Source organism: Arthrobacter sp. Cza30, assembly GCF_059090765.1.
On sequence record NZ_JBNHGA010000005.1, the window covers coordinates 108,198 to 123,717 of the forward strand.

A 15,520-nucleotide genomic window follows, 5' to 3' on the forward strand; every position below is an offset into this window, starting at 1 on the left:
GCTACCCGGCCGGTTCTTCGTACTTCGGGAAGATCGGCGTGGGCGCCGGCAGCGGGGTGCCCGGCACCAAAGCCGTGCCGATGGCAGCGAAGTCGCGGGCGCCGTCGTCGTCCTGTCCCAGCACGTCCAGGAGCTTGCCCGCCGCGGTGGGCATGACCGGCTGGACCAGGATGGAGACGATGCGCAGCACCTCGAGCGTCACGTAGAGCACGGTGTTCATCCGCTCCACGTCGGTCTTGCGCAGCACCCACGGGGCCTGTTCCGCGAAGTACGCGTTGGTGTCGCCGAGCACGGTCCAGATGGCTTCGAGCGACCCGTGGAAATCCTGGACCTCGTAGGCCGCCCGGGACTTCTCGAGCAGGCGCTCGGCGCGGGCCAGCAGTTCGTGGTCCTCGGCGGCGAGCGTCGCGGGCTGCGGGACCTTGCCCTCGCAGTTCTTCGCCACCATGGACAGCGACCGCTGGGCGAGGTTGCCCAGGTTGTTGGCCAGGTCCGCGTTCATCCGGCCGACCACGGCGTCGTGGTTGTAGGAGCCATCGGCGCCGAAGGGAACCTCGCGCAGCAGGAAAAAGCGCACCTGGTCCAGGCCGTACTGTGCCACCCATTCGGCGGGAGCGACCACGTTGCCCAGCGACTTGGACATCTTCACGCCGTTGTTGTTCAGGAAGCCGTGGATCATGACGCGCTTAGGCAGTTCCAGGCCGGCCGACATCAGGAAGGCGGGCCAGTAGACGGCGTGGAAGCGGGAGATGTCCTTGCCGATCACGTGGACATCGGCCGGCCAGAACTTCCTGAACGCCTCCGACTCCGTGTCCGGGTAGCCGACGCCGGTGAGGTAGTTGGTCAGGGCGTCGACCCAGACGTACATGACGTGCTTGTCGTTGCCGGGGACCGGCACGCCCCAGTCGAAGGTGGTCCGGGAGATCGACAGGTCTTCCAGGCCGCCCTTGACGAAGCTGATGACCTCGTTAAAGCGGCTGCGCGGGGCGCCGAAATCGGGGTGCTCTTCGTAGAGCTTGAGCAGTTTGTCCTGGTAGTTGGAGAGCCGGAAGAAGTAGCTCTCCTCCTCGGTCCAGGTCAGTTCGGTGTCGGTTTGGATGGAGTAGCGCTTGCCGTCGTCGCGGAGTTCGGTCTCGTCCTCGGCGTAGTAGGCCTCGTCGCGGACAGAGTACCAGCCCTCGTACTTGCCCAGGTAGATGTCCCCGGCCTCTTCCATCTTCTTCCAGATGGCCTGCGAGGCGGCGTAGTGGTCGGCATCGGTGGTACGGATAAACCGGTCGTAGGAGATCTCCAGTACCTGATGGGCCGACTTGTAGGCCGCAGTGTTCCGGTCCACCAATTCCTTGGGGGTCATGCCCTCCTTGGCGGCGGTCTGGGCGATCTTCATGCCGTGCTCGTCCGTGCCGGTCAGGAACATGACGTCGTAGCCGTCCAGGCGCTTGAAGCGCGCCATCGCGTCGGTCGCAATGTACTCGTAGGCATGGCCGATGTGCGGCACGCCGTTGGGGTACGTGATGGCCGTGGTGATGTAGAACGGGGGCTTGGGCTCGGATGCGGTCACCCTATGAAATTACCCTCTGCGTTCGGCGGTGTCGAAATGTGCGACGCCCGCGGTGGGTGCGTGGTAGGCCGTGGCTCTGAGTGGAACGCGGGGCGGGGGCCGGCGTTGGCCTGGAGCGGTGCCGTAAGCAGGCAAGCAGCGCGGGCCGTGGCCGGGCACGGGCAGTGCCGCGCCCGGCGAGGCGTGGCACGCCGACGCCGGGCGCCGGCAGCGCCGCCAGGCGAGGCGCGCCGCCGCCGGGGCGCCGGCAGCGCCGCCGTCGCGCTTTATCCACAGATGGGCCGCCGGGATCGACGGCGGGCGGGAGTTGGGGCACGTTGGTGCCATGCCTGCCCCTTCTGCTCCCCGGTTGGTGGAGATCCCTCCAGCCAGGCTGATGACCTTTTCAGAGTTGCGTCACTCAAACTACGAGGAGAGCGAGATAGCTACAGCGCTCCGGGTGCGGAACATCGTGAGAGTAAGGCACGGTGTCTATGCCTCGGCAGCGTACTGGCGGACCTTGAGGCCGTGGGATCGCGATGTCTGGATGATCCGCGCCCATCATCTTGGTACACGCTCCGAGCTGGTCTACACCCACGTCTCGGCTGCCCGGCTGTGGGGCATGGATGTCTGGAACGCGCCCGGTGAAATCCACGTGGCCCAGGGAACGAGGCACGGAGACAATTCCGCCGGCGCGGTTCGGCACCAGCTGACGCTTGCCGATCATGAAGTGGCGGCGCTGGACGGCCTCCGCTTGACCAGCAAGGAACGCACCGTCGTCGACTGTGCCAAGCTTCTGCCTTTTGACATGGCGACGGTCATTGCAGATTCGGCGCTGCATGGCGGCGCCAGCCGGGATGGAATCGCTGCAATCCTCGACAAACAGACCGGCTACGCGAATGTCCGTAAAGCCCGACGAGTGTTGGCCGCCGCGAGTCAGTTGAGCGAATCCGCAGGCGAGACCAGGCTCCGGCTCAAGGTGATCGAATGGGGATTCCCGCCGCCGGTTTTGCAGCATGAGATCGACACAGCCGGCGGACGGTATCGAGCAGACCTGGCATGGCCGGAACTGATGCTGATCCTGGAGTTCGACGGCGACACTAAGTACGGCCGGGCGCCGACTGACTTTGTGCTGCTGGAGGAGCGGAAACGAGAAACTGCCCTGATGGAATGCGGCTGGAGCTTTGTCCGCGTCCGCTGGCCGGAGCTGGACCACGAGGCAACCCTGAGGAACCGCATCGCCAGGGCATACAACCGGGCCGTCTACGCAAGCGGTCGGCCCCCGGCTGCTTAGGACAACGGCGAACGGCGCGTCCCGTTGCCCGGTGCAGGGTTTTTCGGTCAGTGCAGGCGGCATGGACCCTGCACTGAAGGATTTACCCTGCACCGGAGGCACCGAGCCTGGAATCCGGCCGCGTGACGGTGGCGAACGGGCGCCGGCCTGGATCGTAGGGCCGGCACGTCAGGGTCTCCCGGCGTCCCGGCCCGCCAGCATGTTTACGCGCGCGGAGGATTGGACGTGCCCTGTTCCCTCGGGCCGCCGGCCCGCCTGGGACGTTGCGCGGGACGCCTAGTTCATCCGAGTGCTGCTGTCTGCGGCCTTGATGAGTTCCTGGTCGTGGGACGCCACGAGCACGGCAATGCCGTCCTTGGTGGTGTCCTTCAGGATGTGGATGATCTTGTTGGCCTGTTCGCGGTCCAGGTTGGCGGTGGGCTCGTCCACCACCAGGACCTTGGTGCCCAGGATCAGCGCCCGGGCGATGGCCACCCGCTGGCGTTCGCCGCCGGAGAGCTGGCCCGGACGGTGGCGCATGCGGCGGCCCAGCCCGACCAGGTCCAGCAGGTCCTTGGCCATCTCGGTGCGCTCTTCCACCTTGCCGTCGGGCACGGCCGGCAGCAGGACGTTCTCCAGCGCGCTCATGCCGTCGATCAGCGCGCCGCCTTGGTCCACGTAGCCAATCAGGGCCCGGCGGCGGTCGGAGATCTCGTCGTCGTCCATCGTGCTGAGGGCGTCGCCCTGCCAGAACACCTCGCCGGCGGTGGGCTGCTGCAGCCCGGCGGCCACGGTGAGGATGCTGGTCTTGCCGGAGCCGCTGCGGCCGGCCAGGCAGTGCATGGTGCCGGCTTCCAGGCCGAGGTCGAAGTCCTCGGCAATCACGAGCGGCTCGGCACCGCCGTCGTACCGGATGGTAATGCCGCGCAGCTCCACCGGCATGGCGTGGTCCGCGGTGCGCTCCTTGGTGGCGGCGCGGGTCAGGGGTTCTTCAATCATTTCCGGGTCCTTGTCATCAAAACAAACCAGAGGAGCACGGCCGCGATGCCAGCGGCAGCGGCCCACACCGCGGTATGGGGTGCAATAAACAGGGCGGTCACGACGGCGCCGATGACCGCCAGCGGCAGGGCGACGGCGGCGGTGATGCCGGCCTCGCCGCGGCGGGCCTGCAGCAGCAGCGTGGGCGTCCAGCCCATGGCGCCGAGGATGGCAAATTGTTCGCGCTTGCGGCGCGCCTCGAACCGGGTGGTCATCAGCGCCAGCAGCAGCGCCGTGACCACGCCGAGCAGGGCCAGCGCGATGTTTAGGCCGCTCAGCTGTGCGGCGGCCAGCGAACCGAGCGCCGTGCTGCCGGCGGCCCGCGGGATGTCCGCCAGCACCGCCACCAGGGCTCCGGCCGCGGCACCGAGCACCGCGACGCCCAGCGCGATGGCCACGGTGTTGAACCGGTTGGTGCTCAGCTGCCGGGCGGCGAACTGCAGCGGGGTCTTCACCGACGGCACGCCGGCCGCCCCGGACGGTTCGACGTCCTTCGCCGGGTGCGGCTTGAGCATGGCGGCGGAGAGGAAGGCGGCGGCACCGTATACGACCAGCGCGATCAGCGACACCCACAGGGTCACGGCGCTGCGGCTGATGGCGCTGGCAACGATGGCCACCACCAGCACGGCGACGCCGCCGACCAGCAGTTCGTTCAGGAACCAGGAGCGGATGCGCCGCCGGTTCCATCCCATCGCCCGCAGCGTCACGGCTTCGGTCCGGCGGGAGCGGGTGAAGGCGACGGCGCTGGCGGCGGTCAGCAGTGCCGCGCCGCCGACGGTCAGGGCCAGCAGCGCCGCGCTGGAGGCGCTCAGGGCGCCCTGCACCTCGCCGGCCGCGCCCTGGCGGACCCACGACTGCTGCACAGTGCCGAGGTCGCTGACCGTGCCGGAGGCGTCCTTGTAGTAGTCCGGCACGTAGATGGACACGTCCTCGCGGGCCGAGCCGGCCACCACCTGGGTCTGCAGGCCGAGGTCCTCGATCGCGGCGGCCACGGCGTTGATCTGGTCTTCGGCGTCGGCCCAGGAGCCGGCGGCGTCGACGCGGACGCGGACCGCGTCGATGACCGGCTCCTCGGCGCCGGTGCCGCGGACGGCGGCCAGCCCGGCGAAGTCGGTGATGGCGCCGGCGGACTGCACGGACAGGCCGGCGCCGCTGAGGCCCGGCTTCATCACGGTGTCGTCGACGTTCTTGCCCTCGGCGTCTTCGGTGATGGTCACCGGCGTCGGGTCGTACCCGCCCAGCGGCAGGTAGTTCACGTCGCCGGCGGCCTCGCGCACGGCGGAGGCGTCGAAGGTGCCGTAGACGAAGGGCAGCGGCGTGGCGGATTCGCCGCCGGAATCCACGGTGCTGCGGTAGGACTGCTCTTCCACCGGTTCCCGCTGGCTCTGGTCCGGTTCCAGCTGCCACTGGAGGGTCTTCTCCGGCAGTTTGTTGACCTGGATCCAGCCCTGCGGCGTGGCGGTCTGCTCCGCGCTCCCGTCGCTGGCGGCGTCCCCGGCGGTGAACTCCGGGTTGGACATGAAGTCGGTGGTCCAGACCGGCGGCTGGTGCAGGCCGGCGACCATCTGGACGCCGCCGGAGCCCAGCAGGTAGTTGTAGTCCTCGCCGCCGGGCCAGCGCAGCTGGAAGGGCTTGCTGGAGGCGAAGGGCAGGTAGCCCTCCCCCAGCTCCTTGCTGACGGTTCCGACCTCGGAGACGGTGTTGCCGGCGTCGTCCAGTTGTTCGATGGTGACCGAGTAGGTCAGGTCCAGGTCGGTGCCGGAGCGGACCACCATGGGAATGACCTGGGATTCCTCGTCCAGCGTGCCGGCTTCCACCGCGTTCTGGTACTGGACGAAGAACGGGCTCCAGAACTCGAACGGGTGCCCGTCGATGGTGGCGCCTTCGCCGCCCTCGGAGAACATGCCCATGCCGAACTGCGAGGAGAAGTGCTGGCCCAGTTCCTGGGCGTTGCGGTCGGTGGGTTCCGGTGCCTGCTTGAGCGGGGCCAGGAAGTCGCCGGCCTCGCCGAGCAGCGCGGATTCGGCCGCCGGGTCCACGGCAACCACCGTCTCGGTGATCTGCGGGAGCATGGGCAGCGCGATGGTGGTGTCGAAGTCACCGTGCATGCTGCCGCCGGCCGGGTCCGGGAACTTGATGCCGGTTTCGCCCTTGGGCGCCACGGTGCGCAGGCTGGTGCCGCCAGGTACTTTCAGCTCCTCCAGCTTCGCCTGGCCCAGGGAGCCTTCGGCGGCTGTTTCAAAGAGGACGGTGTCCGTCAGGCCGTCGGAGCTGACCGCCTTGGCGGTGATCCGGTAGTTGGTCGGCTCTTCGTTGAAGACGGAATCCGGAGCCGGCCACTCTTCCTTCGGCACCGCGTCCTTGATGCCCTGGGCCTTGAGGTACTGCTCGATGTTCGGGTTGTAACCGACGTAGTCGGTGGCCTTCAGCTGCGGGAACTCGATGTCCTGGACCACCTTGGACACGAGCGAAATCGGGGCGGCGACGGAGACGCCGTCGATCCCCCTGACCTGCTCCAGATCCGACGCACCGATGCCGCCGTTGCCGCTGAGGAAGTCCGGCTGGCGCAGTTCGTCGCCGGCGGTGCCCTCGGGCAGGACCAGGATGTCGTACACGCCGCGGGTGTTGGCGTCGACAATCCGGGTCAGCGATGCCTGTGCCCGGCCCTGGACGAAAATGGAAAGCACCATTGCCGCGATCAGGACGGCGACCGTCACCACGAGCGAACGGCTGCGCATGAAGCGTGACGCAGCGTTGAACCGGATTTCCACAGAATCACTCCATACGGCAGCAAAAAGGCCAGAGGTCGAATTGACCCGGCATTAAGGTTCTCACGAGGTGAGCGCAGTCGAGGAATCGACCCGCGCGTAGGCGTAAAGCCCGCCCGGCCCGGGCGCGGAGCAAGGCCCCGGGCGGGCTTTACGGTGCGGCGCCGGTCAGTCCTGCAGGTCGACCTCCCGGGCGACGACGGCGCCGATCTCCGCGCTGAGCCGGTCCAGCAGGTCCTGCGGCAGGGCGCTGTCCACGGTCAGCACGGCCAGCGCCTGCTTGCTGGCGTCGTTGCGGGCCACCTGCATGCCGGCGATGTTGATCTCCTGCTCGCCCAGCAGCCGGCCCAGGGTGCCGATGACGCCCGGACGATCCTCGTAGAGGAAGACGATCACGTGTTCGCTGATCGGCATTTCCACCTCGTAGCCGTTGATCGCCACGATCTTCTGGATCTGCTTGGGGCCGGTCAGCGTGCCGGAGACGGAGATCTGCGAACCGTCCGACAGGGCGCCGCGGATGGTGAGCACGTTGCGGTACTCTTCGGACTCGGTGGTGGTGATCAGGCGGGTGTTGATGCCGCGCTGCTCGGCCAGCACGGGGGCGTTGACGTAGGAGACCTGCTCGGAGACGACGTCCCTGAACACGCCCTTGAGCGCGGCCAGTTCCAGCGCCTTCACGTCCAGCTCGGCGATTTCGCCGGCCACTTCGACGTCGATCTGGGTCACCGAGTCGTGGGTCAGCGCGGTGAAGATCCGGCCGAGCTTTTCGATCAGCGGGATGCCCGGGCGGACGTCCGGGGCGATCACGCCGCCGGCCACGTTCACGGCGTCGGGCACCAGCTCGCCGGCCAGCGCCAGGCGCACGGACTTGGCCACGGAGATGCCGGCCTTCTCCTGGGCTTCCTCGGTGGAGGCGCCCAGGTGCGGGGTGACCACCACGTTCTCCAGTTCGAAGAACGGCAGGTCGGTGCTCGGCTCGGTGACGAAGACGTCGATGGCGGCGCCGGCGATCTTGCCTTCCTTCAGCGCGTCGTAGAGCGCGGCTTCGTCGATCAGGCCGCCGCGGGCCACGTTGACCACGCACGCGGTGGGCTTCATCTTCTCGAAGGCGGCGGCACCGATCATGCCCACGGTCTCCGGGGTCTTCGGCATGTGGATGGTGATGAAGTCCGACTGCTCCAGCAGCTCGTCCAGGCTCACCAGCTGCACGCCCAGCTGGGCGGCGCGCGCGCTGGTCACGTACGGGTCGTAGGCGAGGATCTGGGTCTCGAACGCCTGCATGCGCGCGGCGATCAGGGCGCCGATGCGGCCCAGGCCGATGATGCCGATCTTCTTCTCGTAGATCTCGGTGCCGGTGTACTTGGAGCGCTTCCACTCGCCGCCCTTGAGCGAGGCGTTGGCGGCGGGGATGTGGCGGGCCAGGGCTAGGATGTGGCCGACGGTCAGCTCGGCGGCGGAGACGATGTTCGAGGTCGGGGCGTTCACGACCATCACGCCGGCCTGGGTGGCGGCCTTGATGTCCACGTTGTCCAGGCCCACGCCGGCGCGGGCGATGACCTTCAGGTTCTTGGCCGCGGCAATGGCCTCGGCGTCCACCTTGGTGGCGGAGCGGACCAGGATGGCGTCGACGTCGGCAATCGCGGTCAGCAGCTGGGACCTGTCGGCTCCATCGGTCTGCCGGATCTCGAAGTCAGGCCCGAGGGCTTCGATGGTCGCTGGGGAGAGTTCCTCCGCCAGGAGGACTACTGGTTTTTCCACAGGGATGTTCCTTCGCTGCAAGCATGGTGATGGCCGTGCGTATAGATGGGGGTAGGTCCAGTCTAGAACGGCTGCGGCCCTGTCCCCCAGTTGTTACCGGTACCGGCCGGCCGGCACGGCCCGGTGAAACGGCGGGTCATGGGAAACGTGACGACGACGGCGGCGCCTCCGGAAACGCGACGGCCGGCGCCCGCAGTGGGCGCCGGCCGTCGGATGGACCTAGCGGGCTGCTACGCCCTCGGTGTAGTCGTCGTCGGACTTAATCCAGGAGAACAGCTTGCGCAGTTCGCGGCCGGTGGCCTCGATCGGGTGGTCTTCGCCCTTCTGCCGCAGCTCCAGGAACTCCTTGGCGCCGTTGGCCTGGTCGTCCATGAAGCGCTTGGCGAAGGAGCCGTTCTGGATGTCGGCCAGGACGGCCTTCATGTTCTCCTTCACCTCCGGGGTGATCACGCGCGGGCCGGAGACGTAGTCGCCGAACTCGGCGGTGTCGGAGACCGACCAGCGCTGCTTGGCGATGCCGCCCTCGACCATCAGGTCGACGATCAGCTTGAGCTCGTGCAGCACCTCGAAGTAGGCGATCTCCGGCTTGTAGCCGGCCTCGGTCAGGGTCTCGAAGCCGTACTGCACCAGCTGCGAGGCGCCGCCGCAGAGCACGGCCTGCTCGCCGAACAGGTCGGTCTCGGTCTCTTCGGTGAAGGTGGTCTCGATGACGCCGGCGCGGGTGCCGCCGATGCCCTTGGCGTAGGAGAGCGCCAGCGCCTTGGCGTTGCCGGTGAAGTCCTGCTCGATGGCGATCAGGTCCGGGACACCGCGGCCGGCCTCGAACTCGCGGCGCACGATGTGGCCCGGGCCCTTCGGGGCGACCAGGGCGACGTCGACGTTGGCCGGCGGCTGGATGAAGCCGTAGCGGATGTTGAAGCCGTGGCCGAAGAACAGCGCGTTGCCCTCTTCGAGCTTGTCGGCGATGGACTCGGCGTAGACCTTGGCCTGGACCTGGTCCGGGGTAAGGATCATGATGACGTCGGCCTCGGCGGCAGCGTCGGCGACGGAGAGGACCTTCAGGCCCTCGGCCTCGGCCTTGGCGCGGGACTTGGAGCCCTCGGCCAGGCCGACGCGGACGTCGACGCCGGAGTCGCGCAGGCTCAGGGCATGGGCGTGGCCCTGGCTGCCGTAGCCAATGACGGCGACCTTGCGGCCCTGGATGATCGAAAGGTCGGCGTCGTCGTCGTAATACAGCTCAGTCACTTAGGTTTCTCCTGTTGGGATTGCGTGGAAAGGAATCAGGCGGAACGCAGCGCGCGGTCGCTCATGGAGCGGGAGCCGCGGCCAATGGCCAGCGTTCCGGATTGGACTATTTCGCGGATGCCAAACGGCTCCAGCACTGCAAGCAGGGCCTCGAGCTTATCGGCGGTGCCGGTGGCCTCCAGGACCAACGAGTCGGTGGACACGTCGACCACGGAGGCGCGGAACAAGTCTGCTGCCTGGGTTACCTGCAGCCGTGTTGCGGCATCCGCGCGGACCTTGACCAGGATGTGGTCGCGTTGCACGGAAGTTTCGGGAACCAGCTCGACAATCTTGATGACGTTGATGAGCTTGTTCAGTTGTTTGGTGACCTGCTCCAGCAGGTCGCCCTCGGCCTCGACCACCACGGTGATGCGGGAAAACCCGTCTGCTTCCGTGGGGCCGACGGCCAGAGAATGGATGTTAAACGCCCGGCGGGCGAAGAGGCTGGCGACGCGGGTCAGCACGCCCGGGACGTCCTCCACCAGCACTGAAAGGGTATGGCGGGACATTCCTAGTCCTCCTCTTCCCACTCGGGGGTCATGTCGCGGGCAATCTGGATCAGGTCGTTGCTCACGCCGGAGGGGACCATCGGCCACACCATCGCGTTGGGGCTGACCACGAAGTCGATCACCACGGGGCGGTCGTTGATCGCCAGCGCCTGCTGGATCGTGGCGTCGATGTCCTCCGGACGTTCACAGCGCAGGCCCACGCAGTCGTAGGCGTCGGCCATCTTCACGAAGTCCGGCACGCGCACGGTGTCGTGGCCGGTGTTCAGGTCGGTGTTGGAGTACCGGCCGTCGTAGAACAGGGTCTGCCACTGGCGGACCATGCCCAGCGAGGAGTTGTTGATCACCGCGACCTTGATGGGGATGTTGTTCAGCCGGCAAGTGGCCAGTTCCTGGTTGGTCATCTGGAAGCAGCCGTCGCCGTCGATGGCCCAGACCACGCGGTCCGGGTTGCCCACCTTGGCGCCCATCGCGGCCGGCACCGAGTAGCCCATGGTGCCGAGGCCGCCGGAGTTCAGCCAGGCGTGCGGGCGCTCGTACTTGATGAACTGCGCGCTCCACATCTGGTGCTGGCCCACGCCGGCAACGTAGACGCCTTCCGGCCCGGTCAGCTCGCCGATCCGCTGGATCACCTGCTGCGGGGCCATCAGGCCGTCGTCGGGCTCGGCGAAGCCCAGCGGGTAGGTCTCGCGCAGCCGGTGCAGCGTGGCCCACCAGGCGGAGAGGTCCGGGGTTCCTTCGGCGGCGAACCGCTCGCGGCAGGCCTCGGCCAGTTCCGGGATGATCTCCTTGACCGATCCCACGATCGGCACGTCGGCGGTGCGGTTCTTGGAGATCTCCGCCGGGTCGATGTCCGCGTGGATCACCTTGGCGCCCGGGGCGAAGGTGCTGAGCACGCCGGTGACGCGGTCGTCGAAGCGGGCGCCGAGCGTGATCAGCAGGTCGGCCTGCTGCAGCGCGGTCACCGCCGAGACGGAGCCGTGCATGCCCGGCATCCCCACGTGCTGCGGGTGCGAGTCCGGGAACACGCCGCGGGCCATCAGCGTGGTGGCCACCGGGGCGCCCACCAGTTCGGCCAGCTCGCGCAGCTCCTGCGACGCGTGGGCCTTGATCACGCCGCCGCCCACGTAGAACGCCGGGCGCTCCGCCGCGGCGATCAGCTTGGCGGCCTCGCGGACCTGCTTGGAGTGCCCGCGGACCACGGTGCGGTAGCCGGGGATGTCGATCTTCGGCGGCCAGGAGAAGCTCATCGTGGACTGCTGGGCGTCCTTGGTGATGTCCACCAGCACCGGGCCGGGGCGGCCGGTGGTGGCAATGTGGAACGCCTCGGCCAGCACGCGTGGAATCTCCTGCGCCTTGGTGACCAGGTAGGAGTGTTTGGTGACCGGCATGGTGATGCCGACGATGTCCGCTTCCTGGAACGCATCCGAGCCGATCACGGCCGAGGAGACCTGCCCGGTGATCGCCACCATCGGCACCGAGTCCATGTGCGCGTCGGCAATGGCGGTGACCAGGTTGGTGGCCCCCGGGCCGGAGGTGACAATGCAGACACCGGCGCGGCCGGTGACCATGGCATAACCCTGTGCGGCGTGGCCTGCACCCTGTTCATGACGGACCAAGACGTGGTTGATCTTGGCCGAATCCATGAGCGGGTCGTAGGTGGGGAGGATGGCCCCGCCCGGCAACCCGAAGACGTCATCGACGCCCAGTTCTTCCAGCGAACGGACAACGGCTTGTGAGCCGGTCATTTCCGTGGGCGGCACGATGTTGTTCGGCCCGACTACCGGGCCGAGGCCGTCCACGACGGAAGAGACAGAGGCAGCTACATCTTTGGTTTTGAGGGCGTCGGACGAGGCCGGCGCCTTATTGGCCATCAGCGAGGGGCTGATTGGCGATCCCTTAGTCATCGGATTTCCTTTGCGGATCTTTATGTTCTCTGATGTGCTTGCCGTCCTCCGCGAGCGGGGGAAGGCCCTGTTCTCTTCTGCAAATAAAAAAACCCCGTCGAGCCGGTTGGCTCCGATGGGGTTTCGCGCGTGACGTGGTCGTGCCAGACGGGCGGTTACGCCACGCGCTTGGTAAGGACGACCACGGATACGCTTTGCATGGCTTCAGTCTCGTGCCACGCGGATATCAGTGTCAACCTGAGACATCGCCGTCTCACTATTTGGGCACCTGAGTCCAAAGGATGGACTCTGCGCCCGGGGAGGGGCACGACGGCGGGCGCCCGCCCCGCGGAGGGAGGCGCCCGCCGTCGTGGTTCAGCTGCAGTACGCGCCGGTGGAGGCGGAGTTCACCAGCTTGACGTACTTGGCCAGCACGCCGGTGGTGAACTTCGGCGCCAGCGGTTCCCAGCCCACCCGGCGCGCTTCCAGCTCGGCCTCGTCGACCAGCAGGTCGAAGCTGCGGGCCGCGATGTCCACGCGGATCACGTCGCCGTCGCGCACGAACGCGATCGGGCCGCCGTCGACCGCTTCCGGCGCCACGTGCCCGATGCACAGGCCGGTGGTGCCGCCAGAGAACCGGCCGTCGGTGAGCAGCAGCACGTCCTTGCCGAGCCCGGCGCCCTTGATGGCACCCGTGATGGCCAGCATCTCGCGCATGCCCGGGCCGCCCTTGGGGCCCTCGTAGCGGATGACCACCACGTCGCCGGCCTTAATCTGCCCGTTGTCCAGCGCGTCCAGGGCGCCCTGCTCGCGTTCGAACACGCGGGCAGTGCCCTCGAAGACGTCGGCGTCGAAGCCCGCGGACTTAACCACGGCGCCTTCGGGAGCCAGCGAACCGTGCAGGATGGTCACGCCGCCGGTCTTGTGGATCGGGTTGTCCAGGGCGCGCAGGATCTTGCCGTCCGGGTCCGGCGGGTTGATGGCCGCCAGGTTCTCGGCCACGGTCTTGCCGGTCACGGTCAGGCAGTCGCCGTGCAGCAGGCCCGCATCCAGCAGCGCCTTCATGACCACCGGGACGCCGCCGATCTTGTCCAGGTCGAACATCACGTGGCGGCCGAAGGGCTTCATGTCGGCCAGGTGCGGGACCTTGTCGCCGATCCGGTTGAAGTCGTCCAGCGTCAGGTCCACCTCCGCCTCGCGGGCGATCGCCAGCAGGTGCAGCACGGCGTTGGTGGAGCCGCCGAAGGCCATGGTGACCGCGATGGCGTTCTCGAAGGCCTTCTTGGTCATGATGTCGCGGGCGCGGATGCCCTTGCGCAGCAGGTTCACCACGGCCTCGCCGGACTTGTGCGCGAAGTTGTCGCGGCGGCGGTCCGCCGAGGGCGGCGCGGCCGAGCCCGGCAGCGACATGCCCATGGCCTCGCCGATGGAGGCCATGGTGTTGGCCGTGTACATGCCGCCGCAGGCGCCTTCGCCCGGGCAGATGGCGCGTTCGATCGAGTCCAGGTCCTTGCGGCTCATCTTGCCGGCGGCGCAGGCCCCCACGGCTTCGAAGGCGTCGATCAGGGTGACTTCCTTCTCCGAGCCGTCCTCCATCTTCGCGAAGCCGGGCATGATCGTGCCGGCGTAGAGGAACACCGAGGAGAGGTTCAGGCGGGCGGCGGCCATCAGCATGCCCGGCAGCGACTTGTCGCAGCCGGCCAGCAGCACGGAACCGTCGAGTCGCTCGGCCATCATGACCGTCTCCACCGAGTCGGCGATGACCTCGCGGGAGACCAGCGAGAAGTGCATGCCCTCGTGCCCCATGGAAATGCCGTCGGAGACGGAGATGGTGCCGAACTGCATCGGGAAACCGCCGCCGGCGTGGACGCCTTCCTTGGCGCCCTGGGCCAGCCGGTTCAGCGACAGGTTGCAGGGGGTGATTTCGTTCCACGAGCTGGCGATGCCGATCTGCGGCTTGACGAAGTCCTCGTCGCCCATCCCTACGGCTCGGAGCATGCCGCGCGCCGGAGCGGCGTGGATGCCATCGGTTACTACCCGGCTACGGGGCTTGATGTCTGGGGTTGCGTCCGCACTCATGGCATCGATTCTATGACCCGCGCCGCCATGGCAGGGCCATATTACGACGGCGGTGCCTCGCCCGGCCCGGCGACCGCGGCCCGGGCTGCCCGGATCCGGCCACCCTCAGCCCTGGTCCGGGCTGCCCGGTTCCGGCCGCCATCAGCCCTGCTGGCTGGCGATCGCCGCCGCTTCCTGCTGCAGCATTCCGATCACGCGGTGCACGCTGCTGCGCTCGGCCACGTCGCTGCGGGCCAGCACCACGATGGTCCGGCTGGCGCGGATCCCCTCCAGCGGGCGCATCACGAAGCCGCGGGTGGACTGCGCCTTCCGGGAGGTAAACCGCGGCACCACGGCGAGCCCGTGACCGGCGGCCACCATGGCCTCCATCACGCGCAGGTCGGCGTAGCGTGTGGTGCGCTTGGCGAGCCTGCCGGTGCGTGCTTCGATCTGGCGCAGCACCTGCTCGAACGGAAAGCCCTGCGGGACGCCGATCCACGGGTGGTCCACCACGTCCTCCGGCCTGAGGACGTCCAGTGCCGTCAAAGGATGGCCGGCGGGCATGGCCACGTCCAGTGGTTCGTCGAGCAACGGCAGCACGGTGATGCCGCTGCGGGCGAAGGCCTCGACGCCCTGCTGGCTGTGGGCCAGCACCAGGTCGTAGTCGGCCGCCAGCGGCAGGAACCCCTCGACGGACGGGTCTTCCAGGCAGGGGTCGAAGTGCAGCCCCTCGATCTCCTGCAGCCGGTACATCAGGCCCGGCAGGAACATTTCCGCCGCGCTGGGAAAGAACGCGGCACGGATTTGGTTTTGCCAGCCGCTGCGGTAGCCGTCCACGGTGGCCTGCGCCCGCTCCATCGCCGCGGAGACGTCCGCGGCGGCTGCGGCCAGGGCCAGCCCGGCCTCGGTCAGCCGCACTCCCCTGCCGGCCTTCTCCACCAGCGTGACGCCCACCTCCCGCTGCAGCGCCTTCAACTGCTGCGAGACGGCCGACGATGTGATCTTCGTCGCAGCGGCGGTGGCGACCACGGACCCGCGGTCGCCCAGTTCCCGCAAAATCTGCAGCCGCCTCATGTCCATAAAGAGATACTACATAGTGAGGTAAGTAACATTAGCTTGAACTTGACGGTTGCCCCGGTTGACAATAGTGGCATGACAGTCTCAGTTGCCTTGACCGCAGTAGGGATGGCGGCCGTCCTGGCGCGCCTCGCCGTCGTCGTCCGCCGCGACCACGGCCCGGTGCCGCGTAGCCACACGTGGGAGACCGACCACTCGGCCATGCCGGTGAAAGCGGTCGACGCCGTCTGACTTCCCCCTTCATTCAAGCGCCGGGCACCACATGGGCCAGGCGCTTTTTTGTGGGCCCGGTTCCTTAGACTGACGGCAGCGCCCCGCGCTTCCGGCGCCGC

General features: G+C 67.9%; 11 protein-coding genes. 2 read left to right on the forward strand and 9 right to left on the reverse strand.

What is annotated here, in order from left to right; all coding sequences use genetic code 11:
- Position 1 precedes the first annotated feature (1 nt).
- The gene (metG, locus tag AC5RVZ_RS17795; RefSeq protein WP_494067099.1) at positions 2-1,561 is read right to left on the reverse strand and encodes a methionine--tRNA ligase; all 1,560 of its coding nucleotides are present in this window, start codon (positions 1,559-1,561) and stop codon (positions 2-4) included.
- A gap of 376 nt (positions 1,562-1,937) precedes the next feature.
- Between metG and AC5RVZ_RS17800 the strand changes: the two genes are divergently transcribed.
- On the forward strand, positions 1,938-2,834 hold the full coding sequence (locus AC5RVZ_RS17800; RefSeq protein WP_494067100.1) for a type IV toxin-antitoxin system AbiEi family antitoxin domain-containing protein: 897 nt from the start codon (positions 1,938-1,940) through the stop codon (positions 2,832-2,834).
- A gap of 276 nt (positions 2,835-3,110) precedes the next feature.
- Here AC5RVZ_RS17800 and AC5RVZ_RS17805 read toward each other — a convergent pair whose 3' ends face one another.
- The 8 genes from AC5RVZ_RS17805 to AC5RVZ_RS17840 form a co-directional block, all read right to left on the reverse strand.
- Complete coding sequence (locus tag AC5RVZ_RS17805; RefSeq protein ID WP_494067101.1) at positions 3,111-3,812, reverse strand: ABC transporter ATP-binding protein; 702 nt, start codon at positions 3,810-3,812, stop codon at positions 3,111-3,113.
- A complete protein-coding gene (locus AC5RVZ_RS17810) occupies positions 3,809-6,622 on the reverse strand; it encodes an ABC transporter permease (protein WP_494067102.1) in 2,814 nt (937 codons plus the stop codon). The genes AC5RVZ_RS17805 and AC5RVZ_RS17810 overlap by 4 nt, the downstream gene beginning before the upstream one ends.
- A gap of 165 nt (positions 6,623-6,787) precedes the next feature.
- Positions 6,788-8,377 carry a phosphoglycerate dehydrogenase gene (serA, locus tag AC5RVZ_RS17815; RefSeq protein WP_494067103.1) on the reverse strand — a complete coding sequence of 530 codons (1,590 nt, stop codon included), beginning with the start codon at positions 8,375-8,377 and terminating at the stop codon, positions 6,788-6,790.
- Positions 8,378-8,596: 219 nt separating this feature from the next.
- Positions 8,597-9,622 (reverse strand): ketol-acid reductoisomerase, encoded by a 1,026-nt coding sequence (ilvC, locus tag AC5RVZ_RS17820; RefSeq protein WP_493941723.1) that lies wholly within the window; start codon positions 9,620-9,622, stop codon positions 8,597-8,599.
- A gap of 35 nt (positions 9,623-9,657) precedes the next feature.
- On the reverse strand, positions 9,658-10,170 hold the full coding sequence (ilvN, locus tag AC5RVZ_RS17825) for an acetolactate synthase small subunit (protein WP_493979937.1): 513 nt from the start codon (positions 10,168-10,170) through the stop codon (positions 9,658-9,660).
- Between the two features lie 2 nt (positions 10,171-10,172).
- The gene (locus tag AC5RVZ_RS17830) at positions 10,173-12,074 is read right to left on the reverse strand and encodes an acetolactate synthase large subunit (protein WP_494067104.1); all 1,902 of its coding nucleotides are present in this window, start codon (positions 12,072-12,074) and stop codon (positions 10,173-10,175) included.
- 354 nt (positions 12,075-12,428) lie between these two features.
- Positions 12,429-14,132, reverse strand: a complete 1,704-nt coding sequence (gene ilvD, locus AC5RVZ_RS17835; protein ID WP_494067105.1) for a dihydroxy-acid dehydratase — start codon at positions 14,130-14,132, stop codon at positions 12,429-12,431.
- 141 nt (positions 14,133-14,273) lie between these two features.
- Positions 14,274-15,191, reverse strand: a complete 918-nt coding sequence (locus AC5RVZ_RS17840; protein ID WP_494067106.1) for a LysR family transcriptional regulator — start codon at positions 15,189-15,191, stop codon at positions 14,274-14,276.
- A 72-nt stretch (positions 15,192-15,263) separates the two neighbouring features.
- Between AC5RVZ_RS17840 and AC5RVZ_RS17845 the strand changes: the two genes are divergently transcribed.
- Complete coding sequence (locus AC5RVZ_RS17845; RefSeq protein WP_494000036.1) at positions 15,264-15,419, forward strand: hypothetical protein; 156 nt, start codon at positions 15,264-15,266, stop codon at positions 15,417-15,419.
- Positions 15,420-15,520 lie beyond the last annotated feature (101 nt).